General features: G+C 70.5%; 19 protein-coding genes and 1 rRNA gene. 14 read left to right on the plus strand and 6 right to left on the minus strand.

Annotated elements, in window-relative coordinates; all coding sequences use genetic code 11:
• Positions 1–10: 10 nt before the first annotated feature.
• Positions 11–1,264 (plus strand): NAD(P)/FAD-dependent oxidoreductase, encoded by a 1,254-nt coding sequence (locus ABTZ89_RS02030; protein ID WP_351039017.1) that lies wholly within the window; start codon positions 11–13, stop codon positions 1,262–1,264.
• A complete protein-coding gene (locus tag ABTZ89_RS02035) occupies positions 1,261–1,410 on the plus strand; it encodes a hypothetical protein (RefSeq protein ID WP_351039020.1) in 150 nt (49 codons plus the stop codon). Before ABTZ89_RS02030 ends, ABTZ89_RS02035 begins: the two co-directional genes overlap by 4 nt.
• A gap of 38 nt (positions 1,411–1,448) precedes the next feature.
• On the opposite strand, the gene fmdA is transcribed toward ABTZ89_RS02035, so the two are convergent.
• The 6 genes from fmdA to ABTZ89_RS02065 all read right to left on the minus strand — a co-directional run bounded on the left by fmdA (position 1,449) and on the right by ABTZ89_RS02065 (position 6,391).
• On the minus strand, positions 1,449–2,693 hold the full coding sequence (gene fmdA / locus ABTZ89_RS02040; protein ID WP_270953436.1) for a formamidase: 1,245 nt from the start codon (positions 2,691–2,693) through the stop codon (positions 1,449–1,451).
• 27 nt (positions 2,694–2,720) lie between these two features.
• Complete coding sequence (locus tag ABTZ89_RS02045; RefSeq protein ID WP_270953438.1) at positions 2,721–3,359, minus strand: AmiS/UreI family transporter; 639 nt, start codon at positions 3,357–3,359, stop codon at positions 2,721–2,723.
• A gap of 28 nt (positions 3,360–3,387) precedes the next feature.
• Entirely contained in the window at positions 3,388–3,633 is a 246-nt protein-coding gene (locus tag ABTZ89_RS02050) for an FmdB family zinc ribbon protein (protein ID WP_270953440.1), read from the minus strand.
• A 440-nt stretch (positions 3,634–4,073) separates the two neighbouring features.
• Positions 4,074–4,658 carry a GNAT family N-acetyltransferase gene (locus ABTZ89_RS02055; protein WP_351039025.1) on the minus strand — a complete coding sequence of 195 codons (585 nt, stop codon included), beginning with the start codon at positions 4,656–4,658 and terminating at the stop codon, positions 4,074–4,076.
• A 130-nt stretch (positions 4,659–4,788) separates the two neighbouring features.
• On the minus strand, positions 4,789–5,703 hold the full coding sequence (locus tag ABTZ89_RS02060; protein WP_351039028.1) for a carbon-nitrogen hydrolase family protein: 915 nt from the start codon (positions 5,701–5,703) through the stop codon (positions 4,789–4,791).
• A gap of 139 nt (positions 5,704–5,842) precedes the next feature.
• A complete protein-coding gene (locus tag ABTZ89_RS02065) occupies positions 5,843–6,391 on the minus strand; it encodes a GNAT family N-acetyltransferase (RefSeq protein ID WP_270953445.1) in 549 nt (182 codons plus the stop codon).
• Between the two features lie 100 nt (positions 6,392–6,491).
• Between ABTZ89_RS02065 and argC the strand changes: the two genes are divergently transcribed.
• The 12 genes from argC to ABTZ89_RS02125 form a co-directional block, all read left to right on the plus strand.
• Positions 6,492–7,520, plus strand: a complete 1,029-nt coding sequence (gene argC, locus ABTZ89_RS02070; RefSeq protein WP_351039032.1) for an N-acetyl-gamma-glutamyl-phosphate reductase — start codon at positions 6,492–6,494, stop codon at positions 7,518–7,520.
• Between the two features lie 5 nt (positions 7,521–7,525).
• Positions 7,526–7,924 carry an ACT domain-containing protein gene (locus tag ABTZ89_RS02075; RefSeq protein ID WP_351039049.1) on the plus strand — a complete coding sequence of 133 codons (399 nt, stop codon included), beginning with the start codon at positions 7,526–7,528 and terminating at the stop codon, positions 7,922–7,924.
• Positions 7,921–9,081: a bifunctional glutamate N-acetyltransferase/amino-acid acetyltransferase ArgJ gene (gene argJ, locus ABTZ89_RS02080; protein WP_351039035.1), complete on the plus strand. Its 1,161-nt coding sequence runs from the start codon at positions 7,921–7,923 to the stop codon at positions 9,079–9,081. The genes ABTZ89_RS02075 and argJ overlap by 4 nt, the downstream gene beginning before the upstream one ends.
• Positions 9,078–9,989 carry an acetylglutamate kinase gene (gene argB / locus ABTZ89_RS02085; RefSeq protein ID WP_270953450.1) on the plus strand — a complete coding sequence of 304 codons (912 nt, stop codon included), beginning with the start codon at positions 9,078–9,080 and terminating at the stop codon, positions 9,987–9,989. Before argJ ends, argB begins: the two co-directional genes overlap by 4 nt.
• Positions 9,990–10,078: 89 nt before the next feature.
• Entirely contained in the window at positions 10,079–11,314 is a 1,236-nt protein-coding gene (locus ABTZ89_RS02090; protein ID WP_270953459.1) for an acetylornithine transaminase, read from the plus strand.
• A complete protein-coding gene (gene argF / locus ABTZ89_RS02095) occupies positions 11,314–12,240 on the plus strand; it encodes an ornithine carbamoyltransferase (RefSeq protein WP_351039038.1) in 927 nt (308 codons plus the stop codon). Before ABTZ89_RS02090 ends, argF begins: the two co-directional genes overlap by 1 nt.
• The gene (locus tag ABTZ89_RS02100) at positions 12,237–12,758 is read left to right on the plus strand and encodes an arginine repressor (protein ID WP_270953452.1); all 522 of its coding nucleotides are present in this window, start codon (positions 12,237–12,239) and stop codon (positions 12,756–12,758) included. Before argF ends, ABTZ89_RS02100 begins: the two co-directional genes overlap by 4 nt.
• An 87-nt stretch (positions 12,759–12,845) precedes the next feature.
• Positions 12,846–13,820, plus strand: coding sequence for an argininosuccinate synthase domain-containing protein (locus ABTZ89_RS02105; RefSeq protein WP_351039041.1), 975 nt, complete (start codon positions 12,846–12,848; stop codon positions 13,818–13,820).
• A 46-nt stretch (positions 13,821–13,866) separates the two neighbouring features.
• Complete coding sequence (gene argH, locus ABTZ89_RS02110; protein ID WP_351039044.1) at positions 13,867–15,288, plus strand: argininosuccinate lyase; 1,422 nt, start codon at positions 13,867–13,869, stop codon at positions 15,286–15,288.
• A gap of 34 nt (positions 15,289–15,322) precedes the next feature.
• A complete protein-coding gene (locus ABTZ89_RS02115) occupies positions 15,323–15,946 on the plus strand; it encodes a DNA-3-methyladenine glycosylase (RefSeq protein WP_270953455.1) in 624 nt (207 codons plus the stop codon).
• Positions 15,947–15,979: 33 nt separating this feature from the next.
• Entirely contained in the window at positions 15,980–17,254 is a 1,275-nt protein-coding gene (tyrS, locus tag ABTZ89_RS02120; protein ID WP_270953456.1) for a tyrosine--tRNA ligase, read from the plus strand.
• A gap of 626 nt (positions 17,255–17,880) precedes the next feature.
• Positions 17,881–18,057 (plus strand): 16S ribosomal RNA (locus tag ABTZ89_RS02125); the annotation flags it as partial.

Genomic DNA, 18,057 nt, shown 5'->3' on the forward strand with positions numbered 1-18,057 from the left:
AGGAGGAAGCATGCGCGAGGACGGGATCGACGGGATTCCGCGACGGGCAGTGGTCGTCGGGGCCGGGGTGGTCGGGTTGTCCACCGCGTGGTTCCTGCAGGAGCACGGCGTCGAGGTGACCGTGCTCGACAAGCAGGACGTGGCGGCGGGATCGTCCTGGGGCAACGCCGGGTACCTCTCGCCGGGCTTCTCCATCCCGCTGCCGGAACCGGGAGTGCTGAAGTACGGGCTGCGCACGCTGTTCTCCCCGGACGCCCCGCTGCACGTGCCCGCGTCGCCGGACCCCGGTCTGTGGTCGTTCCTGACGCGCTTCGCCGCGCACTGCACGCCGTGGGCGTGGAAGCGCTCGATGACCTCCTTCGTGCCGATGAACAACGAGTGCCTGGACGCCTTCGACGCGCTGACCGCGGGCGGGGTCGAGGCGAAGACCGAGTCGGCGCCGATCACCGCCGCGTTCGAGAACCCGGCGCAGGTCGCCGAGCTGCGCCACGAGTTCGACCAGATCCGGCAGTGCGGCCAGCAGGTCGCCACCACCGAGCTGTCGGTGTCCGAAGCGGGCGTGCCGCAGCTGTCCGACCGCATCTCGGCGGTGCTGCGCGTCGACGGGCAGCGCTACGTCGACCCGGGCGAGTTCACCCGGGCCCTCGCGCGGTCCTTCGTGGCGCGCGGCGGGACGCTGCGCACCGGGTTCACCGTGCGGGAGATGGTGCGCACCAGCGGTCAGGTGATCGTCAAGTCCGACGCGGGCGACCGGGTCTCCGCCGAGGTGGTCGTGCTGGCCACCGGCGCCTGGATCAGCAAGCTCGCCAAGCCGCTGGGCGTGCGCACCCCGGTGCGCGCCGGCCGCGGCTACTCCTTCACCGTCCCGACCGACGAACCGGTGCCCGGCCCGATCTACCTGCCCGCCGCGCGGGTGGCGTGCACGCCGTACCAGGGCGCACTGCGCGTCGCGGGGACCATGGAGTTCCGGCCGGTCGACGCCCCGCTGGACCGGGGCCGCATCGAGGCGATCGTGCGCTCGGCCCGCCCGCTGCTGAAGGGCGTGCGCTGGGAAGAGCGCCACGACGAGTGGGTCGGTGGACGTCCGGTCACGCCCGACGGCCTCGCGCTGATCGGTGCGACCAAGCAGCCCGGCACCTACGTCGCGGGCGGGCACGGCATGTGGGGTCTGACCCTCGGCCCGCTCACCGGACGCCTGCTCGCCGAGCAGATCACCACCGGCAAGCGCCCGGCGCTGCTGCGGCCGTTCGACCCGTTGCGATGAACGAGCTCACGACCGCGGAGCGCGAAGAGCTCGACCGGCTCCGCCGGGAGAACCGCCTGCTGCGGGTGGAGAAGGAGATGCTGCTGCGCATCGCCACCGAGTACGCGCTGGACCTGCGCGCACCGGTGATCGCACGGGACAACTGAGGTGGTGGGGGTGGTTCCGCGCGAACCACCCCCTCGGTTCACGAGGTGACGGCGCACTGGCCGCGGTCCTCGACGGTCGGTCCGGCCGCCGTGGGGCGGACGTCGAAGTCGAAGATCGCGGTGGGCAGGTACAGCGTGCAGCAGGCGTTGGGGATGTCCACGATGCCGCTGATCCGGCCCTCCACCGGTGCCGACCCGAGCAGCAGGTACGCCTGCTCGCCGGTGTAGCCCCACTTCTTGAGGTACTCGATGCCGTTCTCGCAGGCCCGGCGGTAGGCGATGGTGGCGTCCATGTAGTAGTTCGTGTCCGACTGGTGGTTCACCGAGATCCCGGAGAACGACAGGAACTCCGAGTACCGCGGTTCGACGTTGCCCGGCATGAACAGCGGGTTGGTGGTCACGCCGTACTTGGCCATGCCGTCCTTGATCAGGTCGACGTGCAGGTCGATGAACCCGCCCATCTCGATCGCACCGCAGAAGGTGATCTCGCCGTCGCCCTGGCTGAAGTGCAGGTCACCGACGGACAGCTTGGCGCCCGGCACGAAGACCGGGAAGCAGATCCGCGATCCGCGGGAGAGGTTCTTGATGTCCTGGTTGCCGCCGTTCTCGCGGGCCGGCACGGTCCGCGCCCCTTCGGCGGCGATGCGATCTGCCTCGGCACCGCTGGCCTGACCGGCCAGCGCGCCGTGGACCGTCGGCGGCAGCCCGAACGGCGGCACCCGGCTCGGATCGGTGTCGATCAGCGCCTGCTCCCGCCGGTTCCACCTGGCCAGCAGGTCGGCGGACGGTGCGGTACCGATCAGGCCGGGGTGGGTGATGCCGGTGTAGCGGACGCCGGGCAGGTGGCGGGAGGTGGCCTGCTGGCCGTGGAAGTCCCAGATCGCCTTGTAGGAGTCGGGGAACTGCTCGGTCAGGAAGCCGCCGCCGTTGTTCCTGGCGAACACCCCGGTGTAGCCCCAGCCCTGGCCCGGGGCGTCGCCGGCCTCCGGCACCGGCCCGAGGTCGAGGATGTCGACCACCAGCAGATCACCGGGTTCGGCGCCCTCCACCCCGAACGGGCCGGAGAGCATGTGCGTGACGTCGAGGTCGACGTCGCGGACGTCGTTGGCCGAGTCGTTGTTGCCGAGCTGCGCGTCGGTCCACTCCCGGCACTCGACCCGGAACTCCTGGCCCGGCCGCACCGTGTGGGCCACCGGGACGTCCGGGTGCCAGCGGTTGTGGCCGGGCACCGCCTGCTCGCGCATCGACTTCGACTGGTCGACGCTGAACACCACTTCTGGCATGGCAAATCCTCCTCGCGGATGCGCTGATCAGCGGGACACCGGCATCGCCCGATGTCCCCGTTGGAAGCCCCGCAACGACCACTCGTGGGTGGTGCCCCACCACAGGGCGCCGAATACGACCACGCCGAACACCGCCAGCGTCAGCGCGGTCGCGCTCGGGTTGCGCCAGTTGCCGGTCAGGATCAGGAAGGACGGGATGGCGGCGGTCACCCAGCCCTCGATCGCGGCGACCCAGCCGGTGTAGCGGGTCAGCTTCTCCCGCTTCAGCCCGAGCAGCAGGAAGAACAGCAGCCACAGGAACGACCAGTACAGCCAGATCACGCCGAACGGGCTGTCGCCGAGCAGCTGGAAGTTCGCGTACGAGTAGCCCAGCGCCATGATCGCCACGAACAGCGAGAACCAGCCGACGCCGCTGCTGTCGAAGTCGCCGAGCAGGCCGATGCCGACGTAGAGGTAGGTGAAGCCGAACAGGTAGATGCCCGAGGCGCTGAGGATCGTGACGGGGTCGGCGAGCGCAGTCGCGATCAGCACGGTTGGCGTGATCACCTGGAGCGCGCCGACGAAGATGTTGAAGACGCCGATCGACTTGGGGTCGGCCTTCCCCAACAGCATGACGCCGTTGAGGAACAGCACGGCGCCGACGTAGAGCAGTCCCACGTATGCCACCGGTGACACCTCCGGGTGCCTGGCTCGGTCAGGGGCGGAGGCGGGAAGGGGAGTCCGGCACCTCCGTGACGACCTCCGGTTCCGCCCGGCTGCGCTCCTCGCGGGCGAGGGCGGCGCTGAGCTGCTCGGGCACCGCGTTCAGGTGCGGTGCCGAGAAGACCCGGTGGGCGTTGCCCAGGCAGGTGGGGCAGGTGTGCGAGTCCGCCGCCGTCCCCATCGGTTGCCGGGTCTCGAACCGACCGCACCGAGGGCAGTCGTACTCGTACGTCGCCATCCGGTCCCTCCCCCCGAGACCTGTGCGGGCCCCTCGCCCACGGCCCGAGGGAAACGCCAGGTCATGGGCCTGTCAAATGGACCTCGACGGGCCGAGCGGGTGTGCGACGAGCTGTCCACGGCTGTTGACCCCGGGTGCTCGGTGCGTCGATAATTCCCGCCCACACGAGTGAAGTGCTTGCCAGCGGGCTTCACGTTGCGCGTTCAGCCCCCGGCATGATCGAAGTGGGTGGCTGCCCGTGATCCCCCGACGAGACCCCGCCGGTCACATCATCCTGACGGCCTGGATGTGCCCCGACTGCGACGTAGCGGGCCGAACGGCGCCCGAGAACGAACCGGAGTGCTGGAACTGCGGGGGCCAGGTGATCGTCACAGCGCGTCCCGCGATCCCGGCCCCAGTACCGGACGCCGCCCCGGGAGTCGTCGCACCGTCGTGAGCCCTCAGCGGGCCCGGGGGAGGCGGCGGGTGGCGAACTCCTCGGCGGTGATGCCCATCAGGACCAGGTACTGGGCTCCGCCGCAGAGGAATTCCGGGTCGCGGAGGTGGCCTTCCTCGCGGAAGCCGAGCCTGGCGTGCAGGGTGAGCGATGCGGCGTTGCTGCTGTAGATGCCGACCTCGCACTTGGTGAAGCGGCGGTGGCCGAACATGTAGCCGAGCAGGGTGTTGATCGCGTCGTCGGCGTAGCCGTGGCGGCGGTGCTGCGGGCCGATCCCGATGCCGTAGCTGAAGATCCCCGCTTCCGGCTGGCTCGTCGACAGCGAGCCGACCAGGGTGCGGTCCTGCCGGGTTTCGATCGCCAGCTGGAGGTCCTCGCCGGCTTCGAGGTGGTTGGCGCGGTGCGCCGCCCAGTGCCGGTAGCCGTCGAACTGCGGCGGCCCTTCGCTCGCGGACTCCCGGTCGAAGCCGACCAGGGTGCGCCGGTCGCCCGGTTCGATGCCGCGTAACCGCACCCGACGCCCCACCCAGCCTGAAGTCGGCCGCGACGCGCGGTGGACCGCGCTCGGGCGGGGCGGGATCATCGTCATCACAACGATGATCCCTCGCCGCCGCAACGATCACGCAAGGGGGTCGGGTGAGCCACAGCACTTCGGGAAGCCCGACCGGAGCTCATCCAGATGGGTGCGAAGCGCCCGAAACGTCCGGTTGGCGGATGCGTCAGACGACCGGCCGCTTCGGGCTCTGGTCCACGCGGAGCTCGAAGACGTCCGGGCGCGAGTAGTGGCCGACGGCGTCGAAGTCGAACTTGCCCTCCGCGATGCGGCCCAGGTCGAGTTCCGCCCGCAGGATCGCCGGTCCTCCGGTGGCGGGGCCGGCCAGCACGGTGCCGAGCGGGTCCACGATCACCGACGCGCCCCGGCTGAGCACCGCGTCCGGCTCGGCGTCGACGGGGTAGTCGGCCGGGTAGTCCGAGCGCCGGGTGAACTGGTTGGCGGAGAGCACGAAGCAGCGGCCTTCGCAGGCGATGTGCTGCATGCTCGCCACCCAGGTGTCGCGGGGGTCGGCGGTCGGTGCGCAGTAGAGCTGCACGCCCTGCGAGTACATGTGCATGCGCATCGCGGGCATGTAGTTCTCCCAGCAGATGACGGTGCCGATGCGGCCGATCGGGGTGTCGTGCACGGGCATGGTCGAGCCGTCGCCGAATCCCCACACCAGGCGTTCGCTGCCGGTCGGCATCAGCTTCCGGTGCTTGCCGAGGAGCCCGCCGTCGGGCCCGAAGGTCAGCGCGGTGCAGTAGAGCGTGCCGCGATCGCGTTCGATGACGCCGATGACCAGGTGGATCCCGTGCCGCGCGGCGGCGGCCCCGATGCGCTCGGTGGCCGGGCCGGGCACCTCGATCGAGGACTCCCAGTACCGCCGGTACAGCTGCCGCCCCTCAGGTGTCCGCTGCCCGACGGTCGCCCCGAAGGTGACGCCCCGGGGATAGGCGGAGACGAACGCCTCCGGGAACACGACGAGCTCGCTCCCGCCGGCGGCGGCCTCAGCGGCGAGCCGATCGACCTTGCCCAGCGTGGCGTCGAGATCGAAAGCAACGGGAGCGTCCTGCACAACAGCGGCCTGCACGGTGACCATCACGCCTCCTACGCATCGGGACCCGCTGCGATCCGACCACGTCGAACGGCCCGGTGCGAGCTCCAGTCTCGTGAGTACTTCGGGGCGCTATAGCCCCCCGAAGTACTCACGAGCAGCTGCGCACGAGCCGGGCGGTGGCCTAGCCCTTCGAGCCTGGCTTCCACTCCTCGGCGAGGAGGCCGAGGAGCACCTCGTCCACGAACTCGCCCAGCACCCAGGCGGAGGAGCGCAGCACGCCTTCGCGGACGAAGCCGTTGCGCTCGGCGGCGCGCAGCATCGCGGTGTTGTCCGCCAGCGTCTCGATCTGCAGGCGTTGCATGCCGCGCACGGTGAATCCGTAGTAGCACAGCGTCTCGACCACGTCGGTGCCGTAGCCCTTGCCGCGGCAGGAGGGCAGCAGTCCCAGCCCGATGTGCGCGCATCTGTTGTGGTTGTCGATGCCCCACAGCGTCGCGCTGCCGACCAGCGCGCCGCTGTCCAGCTCCACCACGGAGAACGGGACGACCTGCTCCTTCTGGTTCTCGTCGGTCACCACGAGCCGGGGGTCGTTCGAGCCGGGCGTGATCGGCCGCCACGGGCCGGCTTCGGCGCGCGAGCCGTTGACCACGTCGTCGTAGAGCTCGGCCCGCAGGACCGGGATGTCGTCCTCGTGCCGGGCCCTGAGCCCGATCGACTTGCCTTTGAGCATTCAGGTTTCCTAGTCGAGCGGCCGGGCCGGCGGCAAATCATTTTCGCGCGTGACGAATGCCTGTTTGATTAATGTTGCATGAGGGTGCATAATCATCCGCATGACGGTTCGAGTGGCGGTTGCCGGTGCCAGTGGCTACGCGGGCGGGGAGCTGCTCCGCCTGCTGCTCGCGCACCCCGAGGTGGAGATCGGTGCGTTGACCGCGGGCGGCAACGCCGGGAGCAGGCTCGGCGAGCACCAGCCGAACCTGCTGCCGCTGGCCGACCGGGTGCTGGCCGAGACCACGGCCGCCGAGCTCGCCGGGCACGACGTCGTCTTCCTCGCGCTGCCGCACGGCCACTCCGCCGCGATCGCCGCCGAACTCGGCGAGGACACCGTGGTGATCGACTGCGGCGCCGACCACCGGCTCAACGACCCCGAGGACTGGTCCCGCTGGTACGGCGGCGACCACCCCGGCACCTGGCCCTACGGCGTGCCCGAACTGCCCGGCGCGCGCGAGCGGCTGCGTGGCGCCAAGCGCGTCGCCGTCGCGGGCTGCTTCCCCACGGTGTCCTCGCTGGCGCTCGCCCCGGCGCTCGCCGCCGGGCTGGTCGAGCCCGAAGCGGTCGTCGTCGCGGTCACCGGGACCTCCGGCGCCGGTCGCGCGCTCAAGCCGCACCTGCTGTCCGCCGAGGTCATGGGTTCGGCCAGCGTCTACGGCGTCGGCGGCGCGCACCGGCACACCCCGGAGTTCATCCAGAACCTCAGTGCCGCGGCGGGCCAGCCGGTGAAGGTCTCCTTCACCCCGGTCCTCGCGCCGATGTCGCGCGGCATCCTCGCCACCTGCAGCGCCGCGCTGCGCGAGGGCGTCGACGCCGCTGCGGCCCGCAAGACCTACCTCGACGCTTACGGCGACGAGCCCTTCGTGCACGTGCTTCCCGAGGGGCAGTGGCCGCAGACCTCGGCCACCCTCGGCGCGAACACCGTCCACCTGCAGCTGGCGGTGGACCCCGACGCCGATCGGCTGATCGTCGTCGCCGCCGAGGACAACCTCACCAAGGGAACCGCGGGCGGTGCCGTGCAGTGCATGAACCTCGCGGTCGGCCTGCCCGAGACCACCGGCCTGCCGACGGTCGGGGTGGCCCCGTGACCGGCATGGCGCTGCGGCTGCACGGCGAACCGCTGGCCGTGGGCATGGTCCCCGAGCACGTCAACCTGGCGCTGACCGGCGGCAACGCGCCGATCAAGGGCAGCATCACCACCAGCGCGGGCCGCACCATCGTCTTCCCGTACTCGCTGGCCGCCGAAGCCGGGCGCGACGTGCGGGTCGAGGGGCCGTTCCGGGCGCTGGAGGTGCACGGCCCGCTGGACTTCGCGCTGACCGGGGTCCTGGCCGCGCTGCTGGTGCCGCTGGCCGACGCCGGGATCAGCGTCTTCACCCTGTCCACGTTCGACACCGACTGGATCCTGGTCCCGGCCGACGCCGCCGAGCAGGCCGCGGAAGTGCTCACCGCTGCGGGGCACACCGTCGAAGACACCGAGGAGAGCAAATGAGCGTGACCGGACCTGCCGGTTTCCGGGCGGCCGGGGTGGCCGCCGGGATCAAGGCCGGGGGCAAGCGCGACCTCGCGCTCGTCGTCAACGACGGGCCGCAGCAGGCCGCCGCCGGGGTGTTCACCACCAACAAGGTCAAGGCCGCGCCGGTGCTGTGGTCCCAGCAGGTGCTCAAGGAGCGCAAGCTGCGCGCGGTGGTGCTGAACTCCGGCTGCGCCAACGCCTGCACCGGCCCCGAGGGATTCCAGGACACCCACGCCACCGCGGAGAAGGTCGCCGACGTGCTCGGTGCCGGCGCGATCGAGGTGGCGGTCTGCTCGACCGGTCTGATCGGGGAGCGGCTGCCGATGGACGCGCTGCTGCCCGGCGTCGACACCGCCGCCCAGGCGCTCGGGAACGACGAGCAGGCCGGTTCCGACGCGGCCAACGCCGTGCTCACCACCGACACCAAGGCCAAGCAGGCCTTCAGCCAGCACGACGCGGGCTGGTCGATCGGCGGCTTCACCAAGGGCGCCGGGATGCTCGCGCCGAACCTGGCCACCATGCTCGGCGTGCTCACCACCGACGCGGTGATCAGCGGCGACGACCTCGACGAGGCGCTGCGCGCGGCCACCCGGGTCACCTTCGACCGGCTCGACGTCGACGGCGGCACCTCCACCAACGACACCGTGCTGGTGCTGGCTTCCGGCGCCTCCGGCGTCGAGGTGTCCAAAGAGGACTTCACCGAGCTGCTGACCACCGTCTGCGCGGATCTGGTCCGCCAGCTGCAGGACGACGCGGAGGGCGCCACCAAGGTCATCGACGTCGTCGTGCGCGGCGCGGTCAGCGAAGCCGACGCGGTCGCCATCGGGCGCACCATCGCCGAGGACAACCTGGTCAAGACCGCGATCTTCGGCTCCGACCCGAACTGGGGCCGCATCGCGATGGCGCTCGGCCGGGTCGACGCCGAGATCGACGTCGACAAGCTCGAGATCGCCACCAACGGCGTCACGCTCTACGCCGGCGGCACCAAGGCCCGCGACCGCAGCGAGGCCGACCTGTCCGGCCGCGAGGTCGAGATCGTCGTGGACCTGCACCTCGGCGAGCACACCGCGACCATCCTGACCACCGACCTGTCCCACGCCTACGTCGAAGAGAACAGCGCGTACTCGTCATGACCCCAGAAACCACCGACCGGCTGGCCACCGCCGCGGAGAAGGCCAGCGTGCTGGTCGAAGCGCTCCCGTGGCTGCAGCGCTTCCACGGCGCCACCATCGTGATCAAGTACGGCGGCAACGCGATGGTCGACGACGAGCTCAAGCAGGCCTTCGCCACCGACATGGTGTTCCTGCGCCTGGCGGGGCTGCACCCCGTCGTGGTGCACGGCGGCGGCCCGCAGATCACCTCGATGCTCGACCGCCTCGGCATGGAGGGGGAGTTCCGCGGCGGACTGCGGGTCACCTCCCCGGAAACCATGGACGTGGTGCGCATGGTGCTGGTCGGCCAGGTCGGGCGCGAGCTCGTCGGCCTGATCAACCAGCACGGCCCCTACGCGGTCGGCATGTCCGGCGAGGACGCCGGGCTGTTCACCGCCGAGCGCCGCACCGCCACCGTCGACGGCGAAGCGGTCGACGTCGGCCTGGTCGGCGACGTCGTCTCGGTCAACCCCGACGCGGTGCTGGACCTGATCAACGCCGGTCGCATCCCGGTCGTGTCCACCGTCGCCCCGGACGCCGACGGCGTGGTGCACAACGTCAACGCCGACACCGCCGCCGGCGCGCTGGCGGTGGCGCTGGGCGCCGAGAAGCTGGTGGTGCTCACCGACGTCGAAGGCCTCTACACGAACTGGCCGGACCGCTCGTCGCTGGTGTCCCGGCTCGACGCCGACCAGCTGGCCGAACTGCTGCCGGACCTGGCCTCGGGCATGGTCCCGAAGATGGAGGCCTGCCTGCGCGCGGTGCGCGGCGGAGTCCCGCGGGCCCACGTCATCGACGGACGCCTCGCGCACTCCTTGCTGCTGGAGGTCTTCACCAGCGCCGGCATCGGCACCATGGTCGTGCCAGCGCAGAACACCGAGGAGAAGTGATGAGTGATTCTGTGCCGACTGGGGCGCATCTCAACCGCACCTCAGGGGACCGTGACGCAACTCAACCACAAGAAACCTCGAAACGTGAGATCAATCCCGAACGCGGCCACCACTGTGAATCGCGGAGAGGCGGAACAGTCGGCAACGCCGCGGGCGCGCAGCGCTGGCAAGCGTCCATGATGGACAACTACGGCACGCCGAAGCTGACCCTGGTCAGCGGTTCCGGCGCCGAGGTCACCGACGCCGACGGCAAGACCTACCTGGACTTCCTCAGCGGGATCGCGGTCAACGCGCTCGGCCACGCCCACCCGGCCATCGTGCGAGCGGTCTCCGAGCAGGTCGGCAAGCTCGGCCACGTCTCCAACCTCTACGTGCACGAGCTCGGTCTCGAACTCGCCGAACGGCTGCTGGACCTGGCCGGGGCGAGCGGTCAGGGCCGCGTGCTGTTCTGCAACTCCGGCGCCGAGGCCAACGAGGCCGCGTTCAAGATCGCGCGGCTGACCGGCCGGGCCAAGATCGTGGCCACCGACGGCGGCTTCCACGGCCGCACCATGGGCGCGCTCGCGCTCACCGGCCAGCCCGCCAAGCAGCAGCCCTTCGAACCGCTGCCGCCCGGCGTGGTGCACGTGCCCTACGGCGACGTGGCCGCGCTGGAGTCCGAAGTGGACGACAACACCGCCGCGGTGTTCCTGGAACCGATCCAGGGCGAGAACGGCGTGATCGTCCCGCCCGAGGGCTACCTCCAGGCGGCCCGCGAGATCACCGCCCGCAACGGCGCGCTGCTCGTGGTCGACGAGGTGCAGACCGGCATCGGCCGCACCGGGGCCTGGTTCGCCTTCCAGCGCGCGGGCATCACGCCCGACGTGATCACCCTGGCCAAGGGGCTCGGCGGCGGCCTGCCCATCGGCGCCTGCATCGGCATCGGCGCCGCGGGCGACCTGATGCACCCCGGCCAGCACGGCACCACCTTCGGCGGCAACCCGGTGGTCTGCGCCGCCGCGCTCGCGGTGCTCGACACCATCGCCGCCGACGACCTGCTCGAGCACGTCGAGAAGGTCGGCGGGGAACTCGCCTCCGGCATCCGGCAGCTCGACCACCCGCTGATCGGCGAAGTGCGCGGCGAAGGCCTGCTGATCGGCGTGGGCCTGACCGAAGCCGTGTCGGCCAAGATCGCCGCCGCCGCGCAGGACGCCGGATTCCTGCTCAACCCCATCCAGCCGAATGCCATCCGGCTGGCCCCACCGCTGATCGTGCGGTCCGAGCAGGTGCAGCGACTGCTCGCCGCCCTGCCCGCGCTGCTCGACGCTGCCAAGGAGAACGACTGATGCCCCGCCACTTCCTCCGCGACGACGACCTCACACCCGAGGAGCAGATCGAGGTCCTCGACCTCGCCGACCAGTTCAAGGCCGACCCGCTCGGCTCCGACGCGCTGGCCGGGCCGAAGGCCGTCGCGGTCCTGTTCGAGAAGAACTCCACCCGTACCCGGCTGTCCTTCGAGGTCGGCATCGCCCAGCTCGGCGGCCACCCGGTCGTCGTGGACGGGCGCATGATGCAGCTCGGCCGCGAGGAGACCATCGAGGACACCTCCCGGGTTCTGTCCCGCTACGTCGACGCCGTGGTGTGGCGGACCTTCGCCCAGGCCCGCATCGACGCCATGGCCTCGGTCTCCAGCGTCCCGGTGATCAACGCGCTGACCGACGAGTTCCACCCCTGCCAGGTGCTCGCCGACCTGCAGACCATCCGCGAGCGGCACGGCAAGCTCGAAGGCCTGACCCTGACCTACCTCGGCGACGGCGCCAACAACATGGCGCACTCGCTGATGGTCGGCGGCGTCACCGCGGGCATGCACGTGCGCATCGGCGCCCCGGAGGGCTTCCGCCCGCTGGAGTGGGTGCTGGAGGCGGCCAAGGCGCGCGCCGCCGAAACCGGTGGCTCCGTCGAGCTGTTCAGCACCCCGAACGCCGCCGTGGACGGTGCCGACGTCCTGGTCACCGACGCCTGGACCTCGATGGGCCAGGAGAACGACGGCAAGGACCGGGTCAGCCCGTTCCGCCCGTTCCAGGTCAACGCCGAACTGCTGGCCGCCACCGGCAAGCCCGGCACCAGCGTGCTGCACTGCCTGCCCGCGCACCGCGGCATGGAGATCACCGACGACGTGATCGACGGCCCGGCCAGCGCGGTGTTCGACGAAGCCGAGAACCGCCTGCACGCGCAGAAGGCGCTGCTGGCGTGGTTGGTGCGACGACCATGACGAACCGAGTGGCGCGGCAAGCCCGCATCGTCGAACTGGTCTCGTCGAACGGCATCCGCAGCCAGACCGAACTGGCCAAGCGGCTCGCCGACGACGGCATCGAGGTCACCCAGGCCACCCTGTCCCGGGATCTCGACGAGCTCGGCGCGGTCAAGCTGCGCGGCGCGGACGGCGGGGCGGCGGTCTACGTCATCCCCGAGGACGGCAGTCCGGTCCGCGGCGTCCAGGGCGGCACCTCGCGGCTGAGCCGGCTGCTCGGCGAACTGCTCGTCGGCGCCGACGGCTCGGGCAACCTGACGGTGCTGCGCACCCCGCCGGGGGCGGCGCAGTTCCTGGCCAGCGCCATCGACCGGGCCTCGCTGCCGGAGGTCGTCGGCTCCATCGCCGGTGACGACACCGTGATGATCGTCGCCCGCGAACCCCTCACCGGCCACGAGCTGGGGGAGCGGTTCACCGCGATGGCCGCCGGTGCCCGGCCCGCCGACGAGGACGCACCGGAGAACAACGGCAGGACCTAGAGCGCGGATCGGGTGGCGGCTCCGAGCGGAGCCGCCACCGGCGCGGGAAGTGGCCCGGATCCGCGCCAGCACTGAGGAGCAGAGCAGATGAGTGAGCGCGTGGTGCTCGCCTACTCCGGCGATCCGGACTCGTCCGCGGCCATCCGGTGGTTCGCGGAGCGGACCCGGGCCGAGGTCGTTGCCATCACGGTCGACCTCGGCCAGGGCGGCGAGGACCTGGCGGCGGTCCGCCGGCGCGCCCTCGACTGCGGAGCGGTCGAAGCGGTCGTCACCGACGCCCGCGACGAGTTCGCCGAGCAGTACTGCCTGCCCGCGCTGCAGGCCAACGCGCTCCCGCCGGTGCCCGCGCTGTCCCGGCCGATGATCGCCAAGCACCTCGTCGCCGCTGCCGACCAGTTCGGCGCGAACGCCGTCGCGCACGGCTGCGCGGGCGAGCACGGACATCTCGAAGCCGATGTCCGTGCCCTCGCGCCCCGGCTGGGCGTGGTCTCCCCGGGCCGCGGCCACCACGACGTCGGTGGGAAGGCGCACTGCGCGATCGAGCGGAACATCTGGGGCCGGAGCGCGGAAACCGTTCCCACGCAAGACGTTTGGGGCACGCCCGACGCCGAAGAGCTGACAATCACCTTCGACCGGGGCGTTCCGGTGGCCATCGACGGCGAGACCGTCACGGTGCTGCAAGCGATCCGGGAGCTCAACCTGCGGGCCGGCGTCCACGGCGTGGGCACCGCCGCGAGCTACCAGGCACCGGGAGCGATCACGCTGATCACCGCGCACCGGGAGCTGGAAGCGGCGACCCTGGAACCCGACCTGGCCCGGTTCAAGAGCACCGTCGGGCACCGCTGGAGCGAACTGGTCGAAGACGGCCTGTGGTTCTCGCCGTTCAAGGACGCCCTGGACGCCTTCGTCGCCGACTCGCAGCAGCAGGTCTCCGGCGAGGTCCGGATCGCCCTGCACGAGGGCCGCGCGATCGTCCGCGAACGACCCTGGCGCGCCCCGGACCTCCCGACCTGGTACGACTCCTCCGAACGGGAGCTCGGCCAGTTCTGCGGCCAAGCCTGAGACCGGCCGACCTCCACCCAACTACGAGCACACCTAAGGAACACCCGTGACGCAGCAAGGCAGCGAGCCCACCAAGCTCTGGGGCGGCCGGTTCGCCTCCGGCCCGGCCGAAGCGATGGCCGCGCTGAGCCTGTCGACCCACTTCGACTGGCGGCTGGCGCCCTACGACATCGCCGGATCCCGCGCCCACGCCCGCGTGCTGCACCACGCCGGGCTGCTCACCGCCGACGAGCTCGAGCGGATGCTGCAGGGCCTGGACGTCCTCGCCGCAGACGTCGAATCCGGCGCCTTCAAGCCGGTCATCGACGACGAGGACGTGCACACCGCCCTCGAACGCGGCCTGCTGGAGCGGGTCGGCACCGACCTCGGCGGCAAGCTGCGCGCGGGCCGTTCCCGCAACGACCAGGTCGCCACCCTGTTCCGGATGTGGCTGCGCGACGCCAACCGCCGCGTCGCCGCGGGCGTCCTGGACGTCGTCGACGCGCTGGTCACCCAGGCCGCCAACCACCCCGACGCGGTGCTGCCCGGTCGCACCCACCTCCAGCACGCCCAGCCGGTGCTGCTCGCGCACCACCTGCTCGCGCACTGCCAGTCGCTGCTGCGCGACGTCGCGCGCATCCGCGACTGGGACGCCCGCACCGCGTACTCGCCCTACGGCTCCGGCGCGCTGGCGGGCTCCTCGCTCGGCCTCGACCCGCAGGCCGTCGCCGCCGAACTCGGCTTCGACGGCGCCACGGACAACTCCATCGACGGCACCGCGTCCCGCGACTTCGCCGCCGAAGCGGCGTTCTGCCTGGCCATGCTCGGCGTGAACCTCTCCCGGATCGCCGAAGAGGTGATCATCTGGAACACCGCCGAGTTCGGCTACGTGACCCTCGACGACGCCTGGGCCACCGGCAGCTCGATCATGCCGCAGAAGAAGAACCCCGATGTCGCCGAACTCGCCCGCGGCAAGTCCGGTCGGCTCATCGGCAACCTCAGCGGTCTGCTGGCCACCCTCAAGGCGCAGCCGCTGGCCTACAACCGCGACCTGCAGGAGGACAAGGAGCCGGTCTTCGACTCCGTCGAGCAGCTGGACCTCCTGCTGCCTGCGATGGCGGGGATGCTCGGCACCCTGACCTTCCACACCGAACGGCTCGCCGAACTCGCGCCCGCCGGTTTCACCCTCGCCACCGACATCGCCGAGTGGCTGGTCCGCCAGGGCGTGCCGTTCCGGGTGGCGCACGAGGCGTCGGGGGAGTGCGTCCGCACCGCCGAAGCCCGCGGCGTCGGCCTGGAGGAGCTGACCGACGAGGAGCTGGCCGCGGCCAACCCGGCGCTGACCCCGCAGGTGCGCGAGGTGCTCACCGTCGAGGGCTCGATCGCCTCCCGCGACGCGCACGGCGGCACCGCCCCGGACCGGGTCGCCGAGCAGCGCGAACGGGTGGTGGCCGCGGTGCGCGAACATCGCGGCTGGCTGTCTAAGTGATCACGGTTCAGCCACGACCGGTACTGTCTACGGTGTGCGCCAGGTGACACGCGACGAACTCGCCCTCGACCCGCTGTGGGTGGCTCGACGGCTCCTCGGCTGCGAGCTGCGCTCGAACAGCCCCGAGGGCGAGGTCGGTGTGCGCCTGGTCGAGGTGGAGGCCTACCGCGGGCTGGACGACCCCGCGTCGCACTGCTACCGGGGTCGGACCGAGCGCAACGCGGTCATGTTCGGCCCGGCCGGCCACCTCTACGTGTACTTCGTCTACGGGATGCACTTCTGCATCAACGTGGTGTGCCTGACCGACGGTGTCCCCGGCGCGGTCCTGCTCCGCGCCGGGGAGATCACCGCGGGCCACGACCTGGCGCGCTCCCGGCGCCCGGCGGTCCGCAAGGAGTCCCAGATCGCCAGCGGCCCGGCCCGGCTGGCCGGAGTCCTGGGCATCACCCGGGAGCACAACGGCATCGACCTCACCGACCCGGCCTCACCCATCCGGCTGGTCAACGGCTCGCCGGTCGCCGAGGACGACATCCGCAGCGGCCCGCGCGTCGGAGTGGCCGCGGCCATGGACCTGCCGTGGCGGACCTGGGTGGACGGCTCGGACGCCGTCAGCAGCTACCGGCGCGGCGCCCGCCGCCGGGTCCAGGCCCGGGCGTAAACCCGGTTGCTCGCATGAGCGAGACTGGCAGGCGTGAGTGAGAACATCCTCGACGAGCTGACCTGGCGCGGACTGATCGCGCAATCCACCGACCTCGATTCGCTGCGACGGGAACTCGACCAGGGGCCGCTCACCCTCTATGCCGGTTTCGACCCGACCGGGCCCAGCCTGCACGCCGGACACCTGATCCCGATCCTGACCCTGCGCCGCTTCCAGCAGGCCGGGCACCGACCGGTGGTGCTGGCGGGCGGAGCCACCGGCCTGATCGGCGACCCGCGCGACGTCGGTGAGCGCAACCTGCACGACGAGAGCACCGTGCTGGAGTGGACCGAGAAGATCCGCACCCAGCTGTCGGCGTTCGTCGACTTCGACGACTCGCCGACCGGCGCGATCATGGAGAACAACGCGCACTGGACCGCGGACCTGCCGGTCACCGAGTTCCTGCGCGACATCGGCAAGCACTTCTCGGTGAACACCATGCTGGCCAGGGAGACCGTCAAGCGGCGGCTGGAGACCGACGGCATCTCCTACACCGAGTTCAGCTACATGCTCCTGCAGGCCAACGACTACGTGCAGCTGAACCGCAAGTACGGCACCCGGCTGCAGCTCGGCGGCTCCGACCAGTGGGGCAACATCATCGCCGGCGTCGACCTGGTCCGGAAGCAGGAGGGCGTCGCCGCGCACGCGCTGACCCTCCCGCTGGTCACCGACTCGGAAGGCCGCAAGTTCGGCAAGTCCACCGGCGGCGGCAACGTCTGGCTCGACCCGACGATGACCACGCCGTACGCCTGGTACCAGTACTTCGTGAACTCGGCCGACGCCGACGTGGCGAAGTACCTGCGGCTGTTCACCTTCCTCGGCCGCGAGGAGATCGCCGAGCTGGAGCGCACCACGGCGGAGAAGCCCCAGCTGCGCGCAGCGCAGAAGCGCCTCGCGGAGGAGCTGACCACGCTGGTGCACGGCGCGGACGCGACGCAGAAGGTCATCGCGGCCAGCCAGGCGCTGTTCGGCCGGGGCGAGCTGGGCGAGCTCGACGAGCCGACGCTGGACTCGGCGATGGCTGCGGTGCCGACGGCGGAGGTGCGGCTCTCGGACGGTCCGAACCTGGTCGACCTGCTGGTCGAGACCGGTCTGGCGAACGGCAAGGGGGCGGCGCGGCGCACCATCAAGGAGGGCGGCGCGTACGTCAACAACACCAAAATCGCTGATGAGGAGTGGTCTCCGAGCAAGGAGGAGCTGCTCCACGGGCGTTGGCTGGTAATTCGTCGTGGCAAGCGTCACACTGCGGGCGTTCGGGTCCTGTACTAGCCTTGAATCAGCACCGGAACGGGGCGCTGACCTGCGTGTTCGCTTCTTTCCGGTGCTGATCCCCGCGGATTTGACTTGGCGCGGATCGGCGCGTAAATTAATTCAAGTCAGCGCGACACGGGCCGGGAAAACCGGAACGAGCGCGACAACGGGGTAGCGAACCAAGCTCCCATCTCCGGATGGTAGAGTGGGCACCTCGATCGGGAAACCGGAAAAGCAGCAGCGGGCCTTCGCGCCCGAGGTGCGGATTCGGGTCCCAAACCCAGATCTTTGATGAAAATGCGCTTGACTGCGGTCGGGACGAATAGCGAGCCGGATTTCGAACGGTGCGGCGGCGGGAAGCGAAAGCGACCCCCCTGAAACACCGGAAAATGGGCCTGCTAGAGTTACCGGCACAAGAAAGCGAACAGAGGAAATGCTCCCCGGAGCTTCACGGCCTGTAATTGGTTGTGGGTGATGGTGATGGTGTGGGTGTGTTCTTTGAGAACTCAACAGCGGACTGTTTTGGTTAGTGTTCTTTTATGCCCCCGACCAAACATTTGTGTTGGTTGGTGGTTTCTTTGAGTATGACGCTCCAAACCCTTGGGGTTTGTGTGAGTGTCTGCTGGGATTGTTTCAACAAAGCATTGTTGGAGAGTTTGATCCTGGCTCAGGACGAACGCTGGCGGCGTGCTTAACACATGCAAGTCGAACGCTGAAGCACCTTCGGGTGTGGATGAGTGGCGAACGGGTGAGTAACACGTGGGCAATCTGCCCTGCACTCTGGGATAAGCCTTGGAAACGGGGTCTAATACCGGATACGA

Source organism: Saccharopolyspora sp. NPDC002686, from assembly GCF_040295745.1.
GTDB lineage: Bacteria > Actinomycetota > Actinomycetes > Mycobacteriales > Pseudonocardiaceae > Saccharopolyspora > Saccharopolyspora oryzae.

Bases quoted from the DNA above. Each gene is read 5' to 3' on its own strand.
- ABTZ89_RS02065 (WP_270953445.1), bottom strand. From the start codon at position 6,391: ATGCTCAAAGGCAAGTCGATCGGGCTCAGGGCCCGGCACGAGGACGAC.
- argC (WP_351039032.1), top strand. From the start codon at position 6,492: ATGACGGTTCGAGTGGCGGTTGCCGGTGCCAGTGGCTACGCGGGCGGG.
- ABTZ89_RS02030 (WP_351039017.1), top strand. From the start codon at position 11: ATGCGCGAGGACGGGATCGACGGGATTCCGCGACGGGCAGTGGTCGTC.
- argJ (WP_351039035.1), top strand. From the start codon at position 7,921: ATGAGCGTGACCGGACCTGCCGGTTTCCGGGCGGCCGGGGTGGCCGCC.
- argF (WP_351039038.1), top strand. From the start codon at position 11,314: ATGCCCCGCCACTTCCTCCGCGACGACGACCTCACACCCGAGGAGCAG.
- ABTZ89_RS02105 (WP_351039041.1), top strand. From the start codon at position 12,846: ATGAGTGAGCGCGTGGTGCTCGCCTACTCCGGCGATCCGGACTCGTCC.
- fmdA (WP_270953436.1), bottom strand. From the start codon at position 2,693: ATGCCAGAAGTGGTGTTCAGCGTCGACCAGTCGAAGTCGATGCGCGAG.
- ABTZ89_RS02100 (WP_270953452.1), top strand. From the start codon at position 12,237: ATGACGAACCGAGTGGCGCGGCAAGCCCGCATCGTCGAACTGGTCTCG.
- argB (WP_270953450.1), top strand. From the start codon at position 9,078: ATGACCCCAGAAACCACCGACCGGCTGGCCACCGCCGCGGAGAAGGCC.
- ABTZ89_RS02035 (WP_351039020.1), top strand. From the start codon at position 1,261: ATGAACGAGCTCACGACCGCGGAGCGCGAAGAGCTCGACCGGCTCCGC.
- ABTZ89_RS02075 (WP_351039049.1), top strand. From the start codon at position 7,526: ATGGCGCTGCGGCTGCACGGCGAACCGCTGGCCGTGGGCATGGTCCCC.
- ABTZ89_RS02055 (WP_351039025.1), bottom strand. From the start codon at position 4,658: ATGACGATGATCCCGCCCCGCCCGAGCGCGGTCCACCGCGCGTCGCGG.
- ABTZ89_RS02060 (WP_351039028.1), bottom strand. From the start codon at position 5,703: ATGGTCACCGTGCAGGCCGCTGTTGTGCAGGACGCTCCCGTTGCTTTC.
- ABTZ89_RS02050 (WP_270953440.1), bottom strand. From the start codon at position 3,633: ATGGCGACGTACGAGTACGACTGCCCTCGGTGCGGTCGGTTCGAGACC.